The sequence below is a fragment of the Lysinibacillus sp. GW823-FHT02G10 genome, from assembly GCF_058797135.1.
This window is the reverse complement of the sequence record NZ_JBXAJI010000015.1, coordinates 1-20029: the sequence shown is the minus strand read 5'-3', so window position 1 is coordinate 20029 and position 20029 is coordinate 1. Positions and strand designations below refer to the sequence as shown.

21 protein-coding genes, 1 tRNA gene and 1 other RNA gene are annotated in these 20029 nt (G+C 37.5%); 18 read left to right on the top strand and 5 right to left on the bottom strand.

From position 1 onward, the window contains the following. The first annotated feature begins 89 nt into the window (after positions 1-89). Positions 90-1421: a branched-chain amino acid transport system II carrier protein gene (gene brnQ / locus AC1RFD_RS22025; protein ID WP_054548497.1), complete on the top strand. Its 1332-nt coding sequence runs from the start codon at positions 90-92 to the stop codon at positions 1419-1421. Then, positions 1418-3013 (top strand): amidohydrolase, encoded by a 1596-nt coding sequence (locus AC1RFD_RS22020; RefSeq protein WP_313870852.1) that lies wholly within the window; start codon positions 1418-1420, stop codon positions 3011-3013. Before brnQ ends, AC1RFD_RS22020 begins: the two co-directional genes overlap by 4 nt. 95 nt (positions 3014-3108) lie before the next feature. Here AC1RFD_RS22020 and tadA read toward each other — a convergent pair whose 3' ends face one another. After that, the gene (tadA, locus tag AC1RFD_RS22015) at positions 3109-3624 is read right to left on the bottom strand and encodes a tRNA adenosine(34) deaminase TadA (RefSeq protein ID WP_081010911.1); all 516 of its coding nucleotides are present in this window, start codon (positions 3622-3624) and stop codon (positions 3109-3111) included. Positions 3625-3847: 223 nt separating this feature from the next. On the opposite strand from tadA, the gene AC1RFD_RS22010 reads away from it, so the two are divergent. The 10 genes from AC1RFD_RS22010 to AC1RFD_RS21965 all read left to right on the top strand — a co-directional run bounded on the left by AC1RFD_RS22010 (position 3848) and on the right by AC1RFD_RS21965 (position 12173). After that, the gene (locus tag AC1RFD_RS22010) at positions 3848-4183 is read left to right on the top strand and encodes an ArsR/SmtB family transcription factor (RefSeq protein WP_004233978.1); all 336 of its coding nucleotides are present in this window, start codon (positions 3848-3850) and stop codon (positions 4181-4183) included. Positions 4184-4203: 20 nt separating this feature from the next. After that, on the top strand, positions 4204-5157 hold the full coding sequence (locus tag AC1RFD_RS22005; RefSeq protein WP_492475269.1) for a cation diffusion facilitator family transporter: 954 nt from the start codon (positions 4204-4206) through the stop codon (positions 5155-5157). Positions 5158-5223: 66 nt separating this feature from the next. Next, positions 5224-5556 (top strand): metal-sensing transcriptional repressor, encoded by a 333-nt coding sequence (locus tag AC1RFD_RS22000; protein ID WP_004233976.1) that lies wholly within the window; start codon positions 5224-5226, stop codon positions 5554-5556. A gap of 31 nt (positions 5557-5587) precedes the next feature. Continuing rightward, the gene (gene copZ, locus AC1RFD_RS21995; protein WP_036121975.1) at positions 5588-5794 is read left to right on the top strand and encodes a copper chaperone CopZ; all 207 of its coding nucleotides are present in this window, start codon (positions 5588-5590) and stop codon (positions 5792-5794) included. 81 nt (positions 5795-5875) lie between these two features. Continuing rightward, the gene (locus AC1RFD_RS21990; RefSeq protein WP_492475268.1) at positions 5876-8287 is read left to right on the top strand and encodes a heavy metal translocating P-type ATPase; all 2412 of its coding nucleotides are present in this window, start codon (positions 5876-5878) and stop codon (positions 8285-8287) included. A 198-nt stretch (positions 8288-8485) separates the two neighbouring features. Beyond that, positions 8486-9121: a deoxynucleoside kinase gene (locus AC1RFD_RS21985; protein ID WP_004233969.1), complete on the top strand. Its 636-nt coding sequence runs from the start codon at positions 8486-8488 to the stop codon at positions 9119-9121. Then, a complete protein-coding gene (locus tag AC1RFD_RS21980; RefSeq protein WP_004233968.1) occupies positions 9121-9789 on the top strand; it encodes a deoxynucleoside kinase in 669 nt (222 codons plus the stop codon). Before AC1RFD_RS21985 ends, AC1RFD_RS21980 begins: the two co-directional genes overlap by 1 nt. An 89-nt stretch (positions 9790-9878) precedes the next feature. Further along, the gene (locus AC1RFD_RS21975; protein WP_389455145.1) at positions 9879-10406 is read left to right on the top strand and encodes an LOG family protein; all 528 of its coding nucleotides are present in this window, start codon (positions 9879-9881) and stop codon (positions 10404-10406) included. Between the two features lie 138 nt (positions 10407-10544). Next, on the top strand, positions 10545-11453 hold the full coding sequence (locus tag AC1RFD_RS21970) for a methyl-accepting chemotaxis protein (protein ID WP_374806363.1): 909 nt from the start codon (positions 10545-10547) through the stop codon (positions 11451-11453). A gap of 99 nt (positions 11454-11552) precedes the next feature. Continuing rightward, on the top strand, positions 11553-12173 hold the full coding sequence (locus tag AC1RFD_RS21965; RefSeq protein ID WP_115674562.1) for an RraA family protein: 621 nt from the start codon (positions 11553-11555) through the stop codon (positions 12171-12173). Between the two features lie 45 nt (positions 12174-12218). Here the strand turns inward: AC1RFD_RS21965 and AC1RFD_RS21960 are convergent, their stop codons facing one another. From AC1RFD_RS21960 to AC1RFD_RS21945, 4 genes are all read right to left on the bottom strand, one after another. Further along, positions 12219-13493 carry a cation:dicarboxylate symporter family transporter gene (locus AC1RFD_RS21960; RefSeq protein ID WP_016995246.1) on the bottom strand — a complete coding sequence of 425 codons (1275 nt, stop codon included), beginning with the start codon at positions 13491-13493 and terminating at the stop codon, positions 12219-12221. A 92-nt stretch (positions 13494-13585) separates the two neighbouring features. Further along, positions 13586-14464, bottom strand: coding sequence for a response regulator (locus AC1RFD_RS21955; protein ID WP_048391012.1), 879 nt, complete (start codon positions 14462-14464; stop codon positions 13586-13588). Beyond that, the gene (locus AC1RFD_RS21950; RefSeq protein ID WP_053075680.1) at positions 14465-15724 is read right to left on the bottom strand and encodes a sensor histidine kinase; all 1260 of its coding nucleotides are present in this window, start codon (positions 15722-15724) and stop codon (positions 14465-14467) included. It lies immediately after the preceding gene. A gap of 126 nt (positions 15725-15850) precedes the next feature. Further along, positions 15851-15943 (bottom strand) — tRNA-Ser (locus AC1RFD_RS21945). A 168-nt stretch (positions 15944-16111) separates the two neighbouring features. On the opposite strand from AC1RFD_RS21945, the gene ffs reads away from it, so the two are divergent. The 6 genes from ffs to AC1RFD_RS21915 all read left to right on the top strand — a co-directional run bounded on the left by ffs (position 16112) and on the right by AC1RFD_RS21915 (position 19825). Continuing rightward, positions 16112-16379: signal recognition particle sRNA large type (gene ffs, locus AC1RFD_RS21940), an RNA gene on the top strand. Between the two features lie 141 nt (positions 16380-16520). Then, positions 16521-18305, top strand: coding sequence for a DNA polymerase III subunit gamma/tau (dnaX, locus tag AC1RFD_RS21935; RefSeq protein ID WP_054548460.1), 1785 nt, complete (start codon positions 16521-16523; stop codon positions 18303-18305). Between the two features lie 20 nt (positions 18306-18325). Continuing rightward, the gene (locus AC1RFD_RS21930) at positions 18326-18640 is read left to right on the top strand and encodes a YbaB/EbfC family nucleoid-associated protein (protein ID WP_004233957.1); all 315 of its coding nucleotides are present in this window, start codon (positions 18326-18328) and stop codon (positions 18638-18640) included. A gap of 11 nt (positions 18641-18651) precedes the next feature. After that, complete coding sequence (recR, locus tag AC1RFD_RS21925; protein ID WP_048391017.1) at positions 18652-19248, top strand: recombination mediator RecR; 597 nt, start codon at positions 18652-18654, stop codon at positions 19246-19248. 13 nt (positions 19249-19261) lie between these two features. Then, positions 19262-19477 carry a YaaL family protein gene (locus AC1RFD_RS21920; RefSeq protein WP_328025346.1) on the top strand — a complete coding sequence of 72 codons (216 nt, stop codon included), beginning with the start codon at positions 19262-19264 and terminating at the stop codon, positions 19475-19477. 75 nt (positions 19478-19552) lie between these two features. Then, positions 19553-19825, top strand: coding sequence for a pro-sigmaK processing inhibitor BofA family protein (locus tag AC1RFD_RS21915; protein ID WP_048391019.1), 273 nt, complete (start codon positions 19553-19555; stop codon positions 19823-19825). The last annotated feature ends 204 nt before the right edge of the window (positions 19826-20029 follow it).

The following is a 20029-nucleotide window of genomic DNA, read 5'->3' as shown; positions in this document are numbered from 1 at the left end:
GGATAAAAATTTATCTCCTTTTTTCGTGTTATTAAATTTTTTATTATTTAGATAAATCTTCTGTAAACGATTATAAAGGGGTTGAGGATATGTCTAAAGTTGTGCAGCATACGATAATCGTGGGGCTAGCCTTATTTGCTATATTTTTTGGTGCTGGGAATTTAATATTTCCGCCTTCCATAGGAAATAGTGCAGGGGAATCATGGATCTCCGCTCTGATGGGCTTTAGCTTAACGGGTGTTATTTTACCTGTGCTTGCGGTGTATGCAATTTATAATACTGGGGGAACTGTGGAAGCGCTCACAAGACCAATCGGAAATTGGTTTTATAAAGCCTTTAATACGGTCATGATGGTTTGTATTGGGATGGTTGTCACAATCCCGAGGATGTCAGCGACAACTCATGAATTAGGAGTATCACAAATTATTCCGAACGTACCTTTAATTGTGTCAGTATTAGCATTTTTCGCGATTTGCTTTTACTTTGCGATGGACCAATCAAATGTGATCGATAAGATTGGCAAATGGTTGACGCCTGTTCTTGTTCTTATCCTTATTATCCTCATTGGTAAAGGGGTATTAGACCCAATAGGAGCGGCAATTAATACAGGAGCAGAAAGGGTTTTTGCCAACTCCATAATAGCAGCCTATCAAACAGGAGATGTGGGAACAGGTATTCTTTGTGCGCCAATCTTTTTAGCAGCAATAGTTGGCTATGGCTATAAAGGGAAACAATCTAAAAAGGTCGCGCTTGGTGGAATGGCTATTGCTGCAATAGGGTTAATTGCAGTATATGGTGGCCTGCTCTATTTAGGGGCTACAAGTAGTGGCATCATCACAAATCCTGGCAGTGATACAGAACTATTAGCGGGCATTGCCTTTAGTGTCATTGGTAATTTGGGTAAAGCGTTACTAGCTATATGTGTTGTTTTTGCCTGCTTAACTTCAGCGATTGGTGTCATGGTCATATCCTCACAGTTTTTAAATGAACTAACAAAAGAGAAGCTTGGCTATAGAACGTGGGTCTTTATTATGTGTGTAGTAGGCGCAACTATTGGCTCCTTAGGTGTAGGTGCCATCGTCGAAATTACATTGCCGATTTTCTTGGTAATTTATCCAGTCATTATTGTACTTGTGCTACTGGGAGCCTTTGATCGTTTTGTCCCAAATGCAGGAGCCTATAAAGGAACTGTCCTATTTGCATTTCTAGTAAGCGTCGTTGAAACATTTGCTAGCTATGAAATTACGATACCTGGTGTGACACAGTTGGTCATGCATTTACCATTGCAGTCTAGTGGATTTGCTTGGATTATGCCATCTATTGTTGGCTTTATTATCGGTACTATTTTGCATAAGGTGCTGAAAGCAGAAGATCCTGAAAAATCTACTTTTGGTATAGAAGAAATAGGAGTTGAAAAATGATGCAAATTATTTGTAACGCAAAGATATATACAGCAGATACTATTCAGCCATCTGCAACTGCTATGGTAATCGAAGGAAGAAAGATACTTTGGATTGGACAACAGGAAGATTTACCCCCCTATCAGGGAGAAATAATAGATGTACAAGGAAAGGTCATTATTCCTGGGATTATTGACGCTCATATGCATCCGATTATGTTAGCGGATGTTTTGGAACAAGTGGCTTGTTTACCTCCATATATTTATTCTATTGAGGATATAATTAATGCATTAGCAAACTATGATGCAAGTCAGCGGGGATGGCTATTAGGCTGGGGCTATGATGAAGGGAAACTAAAGGAAAGAAGAGCGCCTTTAAAAGAGGACTTAGACCGTGCCTCTACAGAGTTACCTGTCATTGTTATGCGTACATGTGGTCATATTATATCGGTTAATAGTAAAGCATTAGCAATCGCAGGTATTACGAAGGATACGCTTGATCCACAGGGTGGACAAATCGATCGGGATGAAAATGGAGAACCTACAGGCGTACTGCGTGAAAATGCACGTAATCTAGTACTACAGCATTTACCTACACCATCTGAAGAAGAGATTGTCAAAAGGCTCCTAAAGCTATCACAAACTTTGGCATCCTATGGTGTAACAAGTATTACAGAATTAATGGCCACGGTAGCACCAATTGATTATTTAGGCCTGTATCGTAAAGCCCAAGAAAAAGGTTTTAAGCAACGCGTAGCAGTTTATTATATCTGGGAAGATATTCAACGATATGAGCTGTTGACAGCAAATACTATTGATCGTTCTGCAGGAGCCTATATCGGAGGCATTAAGCTATTTTCGGATGGCAGTGTTTCAGGCCGTACAGCACTTGTTTCTGAGCCATTTTTGGGAAGTGATGAAAAAGGCATAGCGATGACTTCGAAAGAGGAGCTGCTAGCGGCTGCTGCGGTAGCAAAAGAATATGGTATTCAATTAGTGGTTCATGCAATGGGGGACAGAGCCATTGATCTAATTGTCGACACATTTTATGAGGAAAAGGCTTGGTTAACAGATGCACCGTCTGTTCGTATTGAGCATGCAGCCATGCCATCTAAAAGTGCCTTGCAAAAAGCTGCTGAATGGGGGATAGGCTTTGTGCCACAACCCATCTTCTTATTTTGTGAAATTGAGAGTTATTTAGAGAATCTAGGGCTAGAAAAAACTCAGACATTATATGGTGTACAAACATTTCTAAAGAGGGGGATTGCGACAGCGCTCTCTTCAGATGCGCCTGCTACATCATGGGCAGAAGCGGCTAATCCCTTTGTTACGATACAAGCAGCTGTTACACGAACAGCCTATGATGGAACAGATTTAGGTACCGCAGAAAAAATCTCTGTAGAGGAGGCATTACAGCTATACACAGTTGATGCCAAGACGATGATTCGTATGGAGAACGTTGGTCAGTTAAAAGAGGGCTATGAAGCTAATTTTGTTGTACTAACAGACGATTTGTTGACGCTTTCACATAACCAGCTTATGCATGTAAAACCATTCGCTACATATATCGAAGGAGAATGTGTTTTTACACAATCCACTATTCAAGCTCAATAAATTAGTTATGAAGATGGTCGCTGCTACGACATATTTCATATATATCGCCATTCCCTTAAATATTAAAGAAGGTGTCTCATTAGGAGGCACCTTCTTTAAAGACCATTTACATCGTTGGAAGCTAATCGTGCTTTTTTCTCAGCTTTTTTACGGTCTCGTAATGCCTTAAAAAAGTCTGTTAAAATTTGACCACATTCCTCGGCTAAAATCCCTTCTGTTACATCACATTCATGATTAAAGCGTTCATCATTTAATAAATGGTAAAGAGAATCTACACAGCCAGCTTTTTGATCTCTTGCCCCATAAACAACTCGGGGTACACGTGATTGGAGAATGGCTCCTGCACACATTGGACAAGGCTCCAATGTAACATAAAGAGTAGTATCCTCCAGTCGCCAACTCCCTATTTTTTTGCAGGCTTCTTGAATCACTAACAGCTCCGCATGTGTTGTTGCATTTTGCGTTGTTTCTCTTAAATTATGCGCACGTGCAATGATTTTTCCTTCATAAACAAGTACTGCACCAATTGGTACTTCCCCAAGTAATGCAGCCTGTTGAGCTTCCTCTAATGCTTGTTTCATAAATAAACGATCTGCGTCAAAAATATCCACTCATATCTCTCCTTAACAGTAGTGTAGCGTGCTGAATTGGTAATTGCTACTTTTAACTTCTTTTCGGATGTTATATTCATCTAAAATCATTGCAGCCATGCGTAAGCGATTGATATGTAATATGTCGAAGCATAAATACTTGTTGACATTCCTTATATATCCATATATATTTATATATGAACACATGATCATATATAAATATTGAAGAATGGGGTAAACTTCTATGGATGAAAAATTAAACAGTTCAGAAATGCAAAAAAATATTGATCAGCATTTAGATGAAGAGACATTATTTGTAGTATCTCAGACTTTTAAAGCCTTGAGTGATCCAACACGAATTCGTATTTTAAACTTACTTTGTTCAGATGAACATTCTGTTAATGATATTGCAGAAATTTTAGATTTAGGCCAATCAACCGTTTCCCACCAATTACGCTTTCTTAAAAATTTAAGATTGGTGAAATTTAGGAGAGAAGGAACAACCATATATTATTCTAAGGACGATGATCACATTATGAATTTATTGAAGCAGGCTATTGAGCATGCGGCTCATAACTAAAATGAAATGGGGGAATAACAATGGGACATCAACACGACCATGGCCATGATCATACACATGGTGCAAATAAAAAGGTATTATTACTGTCATTTATTATTATTACAGGGTATATGGTAGTGGAAGCCATTGGTGGCTTTTTAACAAATAGTTTGGCTCTTTTATCAGATGCAGGGCATATGTTAAGCGACTCTATCTCTTTAGGCATAGCAATGTTAGCTTTTATGTTTGGGGAAAAAGCTGCAAACTATAGTAAGACATACGGCTATAAACGATTTGAGATTCTAGCTGCAGTATTGAATGGCATTACATTAATAGGAATCGCATTATTTATTTTCTATGAAGCAATTGAACGATTTACAAACCCACCAGAAGTAGCTACAACTGGAATGCTTATAATTAGTATAATTGGTTTGTTCGTAAACATTTTAGTTGCCTGGATTATGATGCGTGGAAGTGATACAAAGGATAATTTAAATATGCGCGGAGCATTTTTACATGTACTAAGTGATATGCTAGGGTCTGTAGGAGCTATTGTTGCGGCACTATTAATTATGTTTTTTGGCTGGGGCTGGGCAGATCCTCTTGCAAGCGTTATTGTTGCATTATTGGTCGTACGAAGTGGCTACCATGTCACAAAAGCCTCCATTCATGTCTTAATGGAGGGGACACCTTCAAATGTAGATGTTCAGGAGATTATTCAGTTAATAGAGCAGACTGATGGAATAGAAAGTATCCACGATTTACACATCTGGACAATTACTAGTGGAACGAATGCATTATCCTGTCATGCGGTTGTAAATGATCAATTGAAAATAGCTGAGAGTGAGCATATCTTGCGGAAAATTGAACATAATCTTCAACATAAGGGCATTAAGCATGTAACAATTCAATTAGAAACATCCTTACATCGACATGATAATTCCATTTTATGTAAATTAGAAAATGACCATGAACATCATCACGATGATAAATAAAATTTTTTATGACTTGCATACCCTTCTTGGGTATAGTATGATAATTACAAATAGGAGGTGTAGTGAATGGAGGAGACAGTAAAAGAGGATGCTTGTCATACAGAGGAAGCTACGTCTTGCCGAAAAAGTCATCACCCTGAGCGTGTGAAAAAGGATTTAACAACTCGCTTAAATCGAATTGAAGGTCAGATTCGTGGTATTAAGGGAATGATTGATAAAGACGTTTACTGTGATGATATTATTACGCAACTATCTGCTACACAATCTGCATTAAATAGTGTGGCAAAAATATTATTAGAAGGTCATTTAAAGGGCTGTGTTGTGGATCGTCTATCAGAGGGCGATGAAGCAGTATTAGATGAGTTAGTAATAACGATTCAAAAGTTAATGAAAAAATAGATTGAAAACATACAAAAGGAGAGATTTTATTATGCAAAACGTAACATTAAACGTACAAGGAATGTCATGTGGTCATTGTGTAAACGCGGTTGAAAAAAACGTTGGTGCTTTAGCTGGTGTTGAACAAGTAAAAGTAAATTTAGCAGAAGGTTTAGTTGATGTTGCATTTGACGATGCACAAGTATCACTTGATCAAATTAAAGAGACAATTGATGATCAAGGCTATGAAGTAAAATAAAATTTGTAGAGTGCTTCTGTGGCACTCTCTTATTTTCAAAAATATATACCCCTAGTCGGTATAAGGAGAGGTGAAAGGTAAATGAGTTCTGATCATAAGGAAGCTAATTTGCAAATTACAGGGATGACATGTGCGGCCTGTGCCACTCGAATAGAAAAAGGGTTAAATAAAATGGATGGTGTAGAACATGCAACAGTAAATTTAGCACTTGAAAAATCATCTATTAAATATGACCCAACTAAACTAAGTGAAGCAGATTTTGAAAAGAAAATAGAAGCACTTGGGTATGGTGTTGTTAAACAAAAAGCTGAACTTGATATTACAGGTATGACATGTGCAGCCTGTGCGACTCGCATTGAAAAAGGGTTAAATAAACTAAGTGGTATTTCCTCTGCTAATGTCAACTTAGCACTGGAAAAAGCGATGATTGAGTTTAATCCTTCGGAAGTATCCATCGCAGATATCATTACAAAAGTTGAGAAGCTAGGCTATGGGGCACATCAAAAGGCAGATGAGCAGGAAACAGTGGATCATCGTGAAAAAGCTATCAAACAGCAACAACATAAATTTATTTTATCGGCAATACTTTCTTTACCACTGCTTTGGACGATGGTTGGTCATTTTTCCTTTACGTCATTTTTATATGTTCCAGAATTTCTAATGAATCCATGGGTCCAAATGGTATTGGCTACGCCAGTGCAATTTATTATTGGTAAACAATTTTATGTAGGCGCATATAAAGCATTACGTAATGGTAGTGCAAATATGGATGTACTTGTTGTGATGGGGACATCAGCGGCCTATTTCTATAGTGTCTATCAAGCAATTGTAACGATAGGATTACACCATGGTCCACATCTTTATTTTGAAACGAGTGCTGTATTAATTACACTTATTTTATTAGGTAAATTATTTGAGGCAAAGGCAAAAGGACGCTCATCTGAAGCCATAAAAAAACTAATGGGACTTCAGGCAAAGACAGCAATCGTTGTACGTGACGGTATAGAAAAGGAGGTACCATTAGAAGAAGTTATCATTGGCGATATTATTTTAGTGAAACCAGGTGAAAAAATTCCTGTAGATGGTGAGGTAATAGAGGGGACAACAGCTGTTGATGAATCAATGCTAACAGGAGAAAGTCTACCAGTTGATAAAAAGCAAGGTGATCTATTATTTGGCTCAACTATTAACAAAAATGGTTTTATTAAAATGACTGCAACAAAGGTTGGACGTGATACAGCATTAGCACAAATTATTAAAGTGGTCGAAGATGCTCAAGGATCGAAAGCACCTATTCAACGTTTAGCAGATCAGATTTCAGGGATTTTCGTACCTATCGTTGTTGGCATAGCCATTGTAACCTTTTTAATTTGGATTATTTGGGTCCGTCCAGGGGAATTTACACCTGCTTTAGAGGTATTAATCGCAGTTCTTGTCATTGCTTGTCCATGTGCGCTTGGGTTAGCAACACCAACTTCAATAATGGCAGGCTCTGGACGTGCAGCTGAGTTTGGTATTTTATTTAAAGGTGGAGAACATTTAGAGCAAACACAAGGCATAGATACAGTTGTTGTAGATAAAACAGGAACAGTGACACATGGTAAACCTGAGCTTACAGATGTTCTGTTAGCGCCAGAGCAAGATGAAGCACGCTTTTTATCCTTAATCGGAGCAGCAGAGAAGCAGTCAGAGCATCCACTAGCTGAAGCCATTGTTCAAGGTATAGAAAAACGCGGCATAGCTTTAGGTGACGTTCAATTCTTTGAAGCAATACCGGGTTATGGTGTGCAGGCAACTGTCTCAGGTCAAGGTGTTATCATTGGCACACGTAAATTAATGCAACAATATGGTATTCATATTAATGATATTTTACCAACAATGGAGCAACTAGAACGAAATGGTAAGACAGCCATGTTAGCAGCCATTAATGGGCAATATGCAGGTTTAGTAGCTGTGGCTGATACCGTGAAAGATACATCAAAAGAAGCTATTCGTCGTTTACAGGATATGGGTATTACGGTCATCATGATGACTGGTGATAACGAGCGTACTGCTCAAGCAATTGGAACAGAGGTAGGCGTGAATCATGTTATTGCAGAAGTCTTACCAGAAGGTAAAGCTGATGAAGTGAAAAAACTTCAAGCTCAAGGTAAAAAAGTAGCGATGGTTGGTGATGGTATTAATGACGCACCTGCCTTAGCAACAGCGAATATTGGGATGGCAATTGGTACAGGGACAGATGTGGCAATGGAAGCTGCAGATATTACGCTTATTCGTGGAGATTTAAATAGTATCGCGGATGCCATTCTAATGAGTAGAAAAACAATGCGTAATATTAAACAAAATCTTTTTTGGGCATTTGCTTATAATACATTAGGTATTCCAATTGCTGCACTCGGTCTGCTTGCTCCATGGGTAGCAGGCGCAGCGATGGCCTTTAGTTCAGTTTCGGTCGTATTAAATGCACTTCGTTTACAACGAGTGAAATTATAAATAAGTATAAAGGCATCGGGAAGTAGATTCTCGATGTCTTTTTTCTATGTCATCATGAGAAGAATATCCCAGGTAAATTTACTAGAACAATAGGTTGATTCTGTTTTTCATTTTCCTACTATGATAAAATGAAAGGTACTGATTCATTTTATGTAGGACACAATGATCGAATCCATAGAACAAAAGGAGGAGCTTCTGGTGACGGTTCCATTTGTTACGGTAGAAGGTCCGATTGGTGTTGGTAAAACCTCTTTATCGAAAGAGATAGCAGCGACATTTAATTACCATCTATTAAAAGAAATTGTAGACGAAAACCCTTTTTTAAATAAGTTTTATGAAAACATTGAGGAGTGGAGTTTCCAAACGGAAATGTTCTTCCTCTGTAATCGCTATAAGCAACTAACCGATATTAAAAAATTTCGTTTAGCACATGCCAAACCTGTTGTAGCAGACTATCATATTTTTAAAAATTTAATATTTGCGAAGCGTACATTGGCACCAACTGAATACGAGAAGTATGAAGAGATCTATAGAATATTAACGAAAGACATGCCTGTTCCAAATGTAGTGGTTTATTTACATGCCAGCGTTGAGACATTAATGAAGCGTATCGCCATGCGAGGGCGAGAGTTTGAAAAGATGATTTCACGTGATTACATGGAGCAGCTTGTGGCTGACTATCATTCTTTTATCGAGCATTTTGAGAGCATGCATCCCGAAATTCCAGTTATCCGATTTAATGGAGATCAGCTTGATTTTGTAAAAAATCCCAATGATTTAAATCATGTTTTAAAAATAATTAAAGATACGTTACAACAAAGGAGTTTGCAATAATGAATTTAAGAGAGAAGTACGATATTCCACCACAAACGGTTATTACGATTGCAGGTACTGTTGGGGTAGGAAAATCGACGATGACAAAGGCTTTAGCAGAGGCACTGAACTTTCGTACCTCGTTCGAGAAAGTAGACACAAATCCATACCTTGATAAATTTTATGAGGACTTTGAAAAATGGAGCTTTCATTTACAGGTCTACTTTTTAGCAGAGCGTTTTAAAGAACAGAAGCGTATTTTTGAATATGGTGGAGGATTTGTACAAGATCGTTCTATTTATGAGGATACTGGCATTTTTGCTAAGATGCATTATGATAAAGGAACAATGAGCCCAACAGATTATGAGACTTATACAAATTTGTTTGATGCAATGGTGATGACACCTTATTTCCCACATCCAGATTTGCTTGTCTATCTTGAAGGACCTATTGATGCAGTTATTGGGCGTATTCAAGAGCGAGGACGTACAATGGAGCAACAAACACCGAATGATTATTGGATAGAAATGCATGAACGCTATGAAAATTGGATAAATAATTTTAATTCTTGTCCCGTTCTACGTTTAGATATTAATGATTATGATTTATTAAAAAATCCTGATGCCATTGAATCAATTGTAAGCCGTATCAGTCATATGCTAAAACAAACAAGCCATTTACGAAAATAAAAGTAAAATAAATGACCAAAAAACGTGAGACAATATATAGCCGATTGTTTCACGTTTTTTGAATAGGAGGGATTATTATAAGAATCGCAGTGTATTGTGGATCCGGTTTGGGTAAAAGCCCTATTTATGCAGAGAAAGCTGCTGAGCTTGGTACAGCACTGGCAAAAAACGGTCACGGGGTTGTCTATGGTGGTTCTAAAACAGGCCTAATGGGGAAGGTAGCCGATGCTGTTTTAGCAGCTGGAGGAGAAGTGATTGGTGTGATGCCAACACATTTACAAAAGCGTGAATTGGCCCATGCCTCATTAACAGAAATTCATATTGTAGACTCTATGCATATTCGTAAAGCTAAAATGGCCGAGTTAGCAGATGCTTTTATTGCTCTGCCAGGTGGCGCAGGGACTTTAGATGAATATTTTGAGGTATTTACTTGGGCTCAGATTGGACTTCATACAAAACCTGTTATTTTATATAATGTCCATGGATTCTATGATGCACTTATACAGCATTTTAAAACAATGCTAGAGGAAGGCTTTATACGTGCAGAGCAAAAGAAGTTCTTACGTGTAGCGGCTACCTCTGAAGGGATTTTACGTTTATTAAAAAAACATGGATGAACATTCTCCATGTTTTTTATCTTGATGCAGCAGGTACACTAACATCTGCTGCAATTACACTGAGGCATAATTAATGTAATATAAAAGTAAAATAATTAAATTTTAAGTAAAAAACTAGTAATGGATGGGGTGTTCTTTATGCATAGTATAGAGGCTCAAGTAACCGATGATTTAGTAGTACAGGCTATTGAACGCAATATAGCTATTATCCGCTTCGATATGGATAGAAGAGTAGCGTATGTCAATGAACTATTTGCTCAAACATTAGGCTATACAGTGCAGGAAATGCTAGGAAAACATCATAAAGACTTTTGTTTGCCAGATTTCGTTAATAGTATGGAGTACGATAAATTTTGGCGTCACCTAACGGCAGGAAACAGCTATCAGGACAAAATAGAAAGAATTGATGCTAGAGGTAATATAATTTGGCTGGAAGCGACATATATGCCTGTCTTCGCAAATAATACAAGAAAAGTAATAGGTGTATCCAAAATAGCTACCAATATCACCGAACGCCAACATGAGATAGTTAGTGTTGCCGACAAGTTGAAGGGCATGTCTAATAAGCTTTACCAGCGTTCAGAGGCGGGCATTCAAAATAGCCAAGATCTACTAGAAACCATTAAAGTGGTTTCAAAGGAATCAAATGAAAATGTAAGTAATCTTGTGCAGCTTCAGAAACAAGCAGATTCTATTAAAGGGATTGTCAAAACTATACAAGAAATTGCCTCACAAACTAATTTATTGGCATTAAATGCAGCTATTGAAGCCGCTAGGGCTGGAGAATATGGAAGAGGTTTTGATGTAGTGGCGAAAGAGGTACGTAAGCTTTCTGTAAGAGTTGAACAATCTATTTCAGAAGTGAAGGATAATGTGGAGGGCATTGAGCGAGAAATTGGTCAGGTGACTGATAGTATTACAAAAATAGCAGAAAAAATAGATAAAACAAATGAACAAATTACTGTCACAGCAAACGACTTTAGTGAAATAGCATCTGCTGCTGAAGCCTTAGACGAGCAATCAAAGCAATTTATTGAAATTATTTAATTCTAATAATGACTACTATTTTCGAGATATATTGAAATAGGATATATTTTTTATTTACAATACTAGTGTAAGTCATTAATCATAATAGGGGTGTTATGTATGACAAAAGTGGAAGTAAGCTTTCAGCATTTACCAACAACAGCTATTTCAGATGCAACTGGTGGGCATACCAATGTGCGAAGTGATATTAAGCCGTTAGCAGACCATTTTAAAGTTGCTGGGCGAGCTGTAACTGTACGTTTACCAGATGGTGAAAATGGGGCAGTTTTGGAAGCGATTAGGGCTGCAAATGAAGGGGATATTTTAGTAATTGATGCAAAAGGAAATACAAACCGAGCTGTTGCTGGAGATTTTGTGATCTCCTTAGCAAAAGGGATAGGTGTACAAGGTTTTGTTGTGGATGGTGTAATCCGTGATATTGCAGCAATTCGCGAATTAAATTTCCCTGTATTTTCGTTGGGCACTACTGTAGCAGCAGGCAATAAAAACGGCGGTGGTCAAGTAAATGTACCGATCGCCATTGGAGGAGTTACGGTTCATCCTGGTGATTATATTATTGGGGATGTGGATGGTGTAATTGTTGTGCCACAGCAAGATGCTGAAAAAATCGTTGTAGCGGCAGAGGCTAAGCTTGAAAAAGATGAAAAACGCGCTCAAGAAGCACATGCCAATGGAAAAGAATCAATTATCGCTTATTTAGATAAAGTGTTAGCAAAATAAAAAAACCCTCACGATGCCATCCAACATCGTGAGGATTTTTTTAAATTACGCTAGATTTTCATTATCATTAAAGTAATTTTTCATCTTTTCTCGATCGAAACGGCCTTCCCATTTAGCCATTACTAATGACGCTAATGAGTTACCAATTACGTTAACAACTGTACGTCCCATATCAAGAATACGGTCAATACCAGCAATGAAGGCTAGTCCCTCAAGTGGAATACCTACAGTACCTAAAGTTGCTAGAAGTACTACGAATGATACGCCTGGTACACCTGCAATACCTTTTGATGTAACCATTAATACAAGCATTAACGTAATTTGTTCACCAATGCTTAGGTGAATACCGTACATTTGTGCAATAAATAATGCTGCAATGGCTTGATATAGTGTTGACCCATCTAAGTTAAAGGAGTAACCGGTAGGTATAACAAAAGATACAATATCCTTTGGCGCCCCTAATTTCTCCATTTTCATCATAATACGTGGTAACACAGCTTCAGAACTTGCTGTTGAGAAGGCTAAAATTAGCTCATCTTTTAATACTTTAATTAAATAGAAGATGCTGATTCCTGCGAATTTTGCCACAAGTCCAAGAACGACAAAGATAAAGAATAGCATTGTTGCATAAACAAGAATTGCTAATTTGGCAAGTGGAACCAGTGAAGCAAACCCATATTTGGAAACGGTTACACCAATTAAACCAAATACCCCTAGTGGCGCGAATTTCATTACGAGGTTTGTTACCCAGAACATAGCATCTGCTACCCCTTGGAAGAAGTCTAAGACTGGTTTCCCTCGATCTCCTACTGCAGCAACCCCTAAACCGAAAATAACTGAGAAGAAGATAATTGCTAGCATATTACCTTCAGCCATTGACTGAATAATATTTGTTGGGACAATGCCTACAATGATATCAAATGGTCCCTCATGCTGAACTTCCTCAGTTGTTGATACATACTTCGAAATATCCCCTTGAGATAATTCATTCATGTTAAGACCTGCACCAGGTTGGAAAATGTTTGCGGAAAGTAATCCAACTACGATTGCAACTGTAGTAATAATCTCAAAGTAAATTATAGATTTCCCGCCTAATCGTCCAAGTTGCTTCATATCTCCAGTACCAGCAACACCAACGATTAATGTCGAAATAATAATCGGTACAACAATCATCTTAATAAGATGTAAAAATATATCCCCTAATGGTTGTAGATATGTCTCAATTTTGGGATTTCCGTAAAAGATACCACCAACAATGATCCCTAAAATCAAACCGATTAAAATCTGAGCGGCTAAACTGACTTTAAATTTCTTTTTCAAATCCTTTGTACCTCCCCTAATATTAAATTTTTAGGACACGCCTTACTTTAATAATACGGAGGACTTATGGAATCCGACAAAATCCGAGAAAATTAATTTACTTTTGTTAAAATGTCTGAATATAACACTTGAATAAACTTCTTAATATTTACCTTTGCTTTACGATTATCGTGATCTTCAATCTGTGTCATGAGCTGACGAATTTCTTTAAAATCAAAGTAGCGAGGGGCATAGTACTCGAATTCTGAGTTTGTGTAATCAACAACCCCTAAATTAGCGAGATTAATCATGGCAGCTAATATTGTACGACGCACACGCTGCTCGATGGCTTTACTCTCTTTTAAAATTTCATCTGGCGTAGCCTTGGTCACAGCTGCAATTTCTTCATAAAGCTCTTTTAATGGAGGAAGGGGGGCAATCTTGTGCTGGTGAGCAAGTAATGTTTCTATAATGGCAATGATATCCTCACTACCAATTTCCCCGACAATCCCCATATCATTCAAAATAGATTGAATATGGTCTCGTGATGTAGCTTTATGAGTCTTTTGTTCACTTAACTCAATATTTGTAAGTGATTGACGTATCACTAATAGTGAATTTTTAAGTCGAAATTGTTCAGTTGTTTTTTTCAAAACATTTTCGACTTCAATACGATTGATTGGTTTATGAATGAAGAAATCAATTCCTTGCTCATATGCTTCGCCAACCATTTCCTTATTCACTACCTGTGAAATCATAATAAATTGTCCCTCGAAACGATTTTGCATAAGTTGTTCCACAGTTGCTATGCCATCAAGCTTAGGCATCAGTAAATCAATAAGCACAAACTCTGGCTGTGTCATTAAAATTTGTGGAATGGCATCCTCACCATTGCGAGCCTCACCAATAACTGTTCCTAACCCGCTATCTTCAATAATTTGCTTTAACATAACACGACTTGCACGATCATCATCTACAATAAAATACCTCATTTAAGTCTCTCCCGTTTGAATAGTTTGCGTAGGAATTATGATTTTAAACGTTGTGTATTGATTGTTTGATTCAACGGTTATTGAGCCTTTTAATTTTTCTACTAGTTCAGCAACATGTGAAAGCCCAATGCCAGTTGCTGCAACACCATCAACATTGAATTTAGTGGTGTATCCAGGTTCAAAAATAACAGAAATATCTGCTTGTGAAATCCCTTGTCCATTATCACATACGGTTATTACAGTATTATCCTCTTGGCGCTCAATAGCAATAGAAATGATCCCTTGCTTTTCAATAGCCTCAACAGCATTGGCTGATAAATTATTTAATAGAGCAAGGAGTGCAATATGATCTTTCGTTTGAAAATCGAAGTCTATACATGTATTAAATTGTATTTCCTTACCGAGTAATTCTGCATATTTCCTATTACCTTCTTCAATATAATGCAATAATTCAGATAATACAAAAGGGCCAAAGCTCTTTTCACCGACAATCTTTGAAATACCAGCATATATCCGTTGAGAATCCTTTTTCACTTCATGGATTTCCTGGGCAATATGAAGTGCTTGTAAACTTTCCGCTCGAAAACCTAGCGTCTTTAACTGACGATATAATTCATAACCACTACCTGTAATTGTTTCAATATGATTCATTGATTTTTTTAAATATAGTGTCTCCACATAGAGATCAGATCCAATATTCAGCATTTCTTGTACTCGTTTTTTTTGTTCAGCTATCAAAATAGAGCTGTAAATCCCTACTACAAAAAAGCTTCGTAATAATGCTACCGCTAATAGGATCAAGAGATCATGGAGAAATAAAAAAGTATATGTTTGGACAAAAAAACGGAAAATTTGTTCAGCTAAATTACTGATAACCTCACTAAAAGCAACGAGTAAACCAAGTTTTAGTGGTTTTTCTCTGTATTGTTGAATATCTAAAATCTGCAGGCATACTGCAAACAATACATAAAATAAACCAGCTGGTAAATGGTTAAATATACTCTCGGCTATCGGAACATCATGTAATGTCGAATTAATAACCCGAAAAATAGTTGTCACAATACTGGTAGCTACACCGGCTAAAATAATTGGTGTAGGTTTAATTAATGTGCATAAAAAGAAGACAATGGTTCCTAAACCAAAACGGAAAGTTGTATTAGCAAAAGGCATAATTTTAATTTCACTACCTATTGCGGTCATAACAGCAATAATGAAAATCCAAGTAAGGGAAGCACGCGTCATAAGTAATTTCGATTGCAATTCAACAACCTCCCATCATTGATATAATAAAAAATACCACAACCGAGGCGGAAGTGGTATCTAACAAGTAATACATACAATTTGGGCAAAAAAAAACGGCTACATTCGTAGTCGGAAATTTAAAACTGGAGGAGGTAGAGGGATTCGAACCCCCGCGCGGTGTTACCCGCCTGTCGGTTTTCAAGACCGATCCCTTCAGCCAGACTTGGGTATACCTCCATGTTATATTGCTTTACTGTCTTATCGACAAAAATAAATTTATCATAACTAGAAACGAACGTCAAGATAATTTTTGAAAAAATATATAATGTTTAAATTGTCACTTAGAAATAAATAATTTGTGCATTAAGTTGCATTTTATACAAACAGTCAGTATACTAGTTATTGCCGTGCTAGGTGGGAAGGTAGCGGTGTCCTGTAACTCGCAATCCGCTCTAGCGAGACTGAATTCCTTTTTCGAGGCTGTCCGTATTGTTTGGTCTGCCTTTTGCACGTAGTGTTGACGATTGGGTCCTGCGCAATGGATACCCATGAACCATGTCAGGTCCGGAAGGAAGCAGCATTAAGTGGTCTTATTCATGTGCCGCGGGGTTGCCTAATCTGAGCTAACGACAAGAGTAACGCTTATGTGCGGCTGTCAAGGAAAGGTGCACGGCATTAAATTGCCAATTCAAAGCATCCGTCTATTATAGGCGGATGCTTTTTTATTTTAAATTTAGCATCTTCATTTTCTATATAATGCTGCAAATGCTATAATAAAACTATTCAATTAAATGGAGAAGGAGAGAGGAAATCAGTGACGTATCAAGCATTTTACCGTGTGTATCGACCGCAATCTTTTCGAGAAATGTCTGGTCAAACACATGTCAAAAGAACGCTACAAAATGCTCTCCTAGCAAATAAAACAACACACGCTTACTTGTTTTCTGGGCCCCGTGGTACAGGGAAAACAAGTACTGCTAAAATCTTTGCGAAGGCCTTGAATTGTGAACATGCACCATCGAAAGAGCCTTGTAATGAATGTGCTACATGCATGAGTATTACAGATGGTTCTCATCCAGATGTAATTGAATTTGATGCAGCCTCAAATTCACGTGTTGAAGAGATTAGGGATATCATAGAAAAGGTTCGTTTTGCTCCCGCAAGCAGTAGATATAAGGTGTACATCATAGACGAAGTGCATATGCTTTCTACAAGCGCTTTTAACGCTCTTTTAAAAACGTTGGAAGAACCACCTCCTCATGCTGTTTTTATTTTAGCAACTACAGAGCCTCATAAATTGCCTGCTACGATCATTTCTCGTTGTCAGCGTTTTGATTTTAAACGACTTTCTACTAATGATATTATTGAACGTATGAAGGTTGTTTTGGAAGATATTGACTTGCCATATGAAGAACAAGGTTTAAAGGTGATTGCACAATCAGCCGCAGGGGGAATGCGTGATGCTTTAAGCTTATTGGACCAAGTTGTGTCTTTTAGTGGCGAAAAATTAAAACTTGAGGATACGTTATTAGTTACAGGTTCTATTAGTCAGGATGTTTTTTATGATCTAGCGGAGGCACTCAAGGTAAAAGATGTTGCGCAAATGCTTGCCCTTTTAGAGCAACTTATAGCTGACGGTAAGGACCCTTTGCGGCTCTCAGAGGATTTAATTACATTTTTCCGCGATTTATTATTACTTCAAACAAGTGATGATTTAGCTGAACTTTTAGAGCTTGTATCTCCTGAGGAACGTGTATTCACTTTAGCACACGAATTTGCACCAAATATGCTTTATGGGTATATTGATATACTTGCAAAAACACAGCAAGAGATGCGTTTCTCTCACCATACAAAAATTTATTTAGAGACGGCTTTGCTTAAAATGGTACAGTTTTCAGGAGGGATAGCTCATCAAACGGTGACTACAAATGAAATGGGAGAAAACCCTGATCTCACTCAAAAAATTGTGGCTCTTGAACAGCTGGTTCAGCAACTATCCTTACAACTGCAAACGGGGACTCCTGTGCAAACGCCGACAGCACAAAAAGAGCAACGGCCCCGAGCTAAAAGTCCGAATGGTTATAAAGCACCTACAGGTCGTATTCAGGAAGTGCTGAAAGATGCAACAAAGCAAGATGTGCAACGCATTAAGTCCATTTGGGCGCAGGCCTTAAGTCAAATGCAAAAATCACAATCTGCTCTTTTAGCAGAAGCCGAACCTGTTGCGGCATCTTCAAGTGCTTTTGTGTTAAAATTCAAGTATGATATTCATTGTCAGATGGTTGCCGATAACCAGTCTTTAAAGGCTCACTTTACACAATTAATTGCAGGGCAAACTGGTACAATGTACGAGATGCTATGCATACCAGAAGAATCATGGTTAAAAATGCGTGAAGAGTTTATTCGTGATCATGGTCTGCAGCAAAAGAAATCACAGACTGAATCAGAGCATGGAGAAGAATTATTAGAGCCACCACCGGCAGAAATGCCAGAAGAACCATTTATCGATGATGCCCAACCTCTTGCTTCACAAGATCCACTTGTGACAGAGGCTGAAAAGCTCTTTGGTAAAGATTTTGTTGAAATTATTGAAGATTAAATTTTTAGGAGGAAACATTTATGCGTGGAATGGGAAATATGCAAGGTATGATGAAAAAAATGCAAAAAATGCAAAAGGAAATGATGGAGGCACAAGAAGCTTTAAATGCTGAGCAATTCGAAGGTGTTGCAGGCGGCGGTATGGTGAAAGTAACAGTTTCTGGTCAGCGTGAAGTAGTTTCAGTAAATCTGGATGAATCTGTAGTAGACCCAGAAGACATCGAAATGCTACAAGACCTAATTGTTATTGCAACAAATGAAGCGTTGAAAAAAGTAGAAGAAAAAACAAACTCAACTATGGGTAAATTCACGCAAGGCTTAAACCTTCCATTCTAGGAGGTATTCATATGTACTACCCAGAACCAATATCTAAATTGATCGATAGTTTTATGAAATTGCCAGGTATCGGGCCGAAAACTGCGGCTCGTCTGGCGTTTTTTGTGTTAACAATGAAGGAAGATGATGTATTATCTTTCTCTAAAGCACTGATTGATGCTAAACGAAACCTAAGCTACTGTTCTGTTTGTGGCAATATAACAGATGTAGATCCATGTCACATATGTACAGATAAGCAACGAGATCATTCTATTATTTGTGTTGTACAAGATACAAAAGATGTGATTGCAATGGAAAAAATGCGTGACTACAACGGTATGTACCATGTACTTCAAGGAGCAATTTCACCAATGGATGGTATTGGTCCAGAAGACATTAATGTTGCTTCTTTGCTAGTGCGCTTGCAAGATGAAAGTGTCCAAGAACTTATTTTAGCTACAAATTCAACAATCGAGGGTGAGGCAACCGCTATGTACATTTCTCGCCTTGTCAAACCGTCTGGCATTCGTACAACCCGTATTGCTCATGGATTGCCAGTAGGTGGAGATCTAGAATATGCAGATGAGGTTACGCTATCTAAGGCAATGGAAGGCCGACGCGAGTTATGAGTGAGGGATTAGTATGTTCTTCCGTAGTAAAGGGAAATTAAAAAAAGAATTCGATGATAAGCTTGTGAATCTGATGAAAGAAACAAAAGAGGATTTACAACAGGCAAAGATAATAGAAGAATTAATGGATGATTATGACCTAGGTGTAATTGCTCAACGCAAAACAGCAGAAAGTATTCATTTCTATTTGTTTAAGGAAGCTAGAATTCGTAAGGTATTAATAAAATAGTTCTCTGTAAAATATTCATAGAAGCAAAACAGGAAACATAAACTTTCATAATTATTTAATTGAGGGGGCAACTATATGTCTGGGTTAGTAATTATGAGTATTTGTATTCCTGTCGGGCTTCTTTTTCTTTATGTAATAATAAGACATGCTAAATTGGGTAAGATCTTAGAAGGATTATCGGTGTTTTGGTTTAGATTTGCATTTGCTTTTCTACTATTATTCGTAATCCATTTAGGTATTGGTTATATAGGATATAATGTGCCAATCAATCTGTTTTCGGTCTTAACAATCGCTGTTTTAGGTATTCCTGGTGTCTTAGGAATAACAGCTTTAATATTTATTTTATAAAAGGCTTGCAATATAAAAAGATTATGGTATAGTTATAAAAGTCGCTAATACAACTGATTGAAACGGAAAATAATTTTAAAATTATTGTTGACACAGTTTGTAGCGCGTGGTATTATATAAGAGTTGCTGCTGAAACAGCGGTGAACGATATGAACCTTGAAAACTGAACAAGCAAAACGTAATCAATAAAGTTTTAAGTAGCTA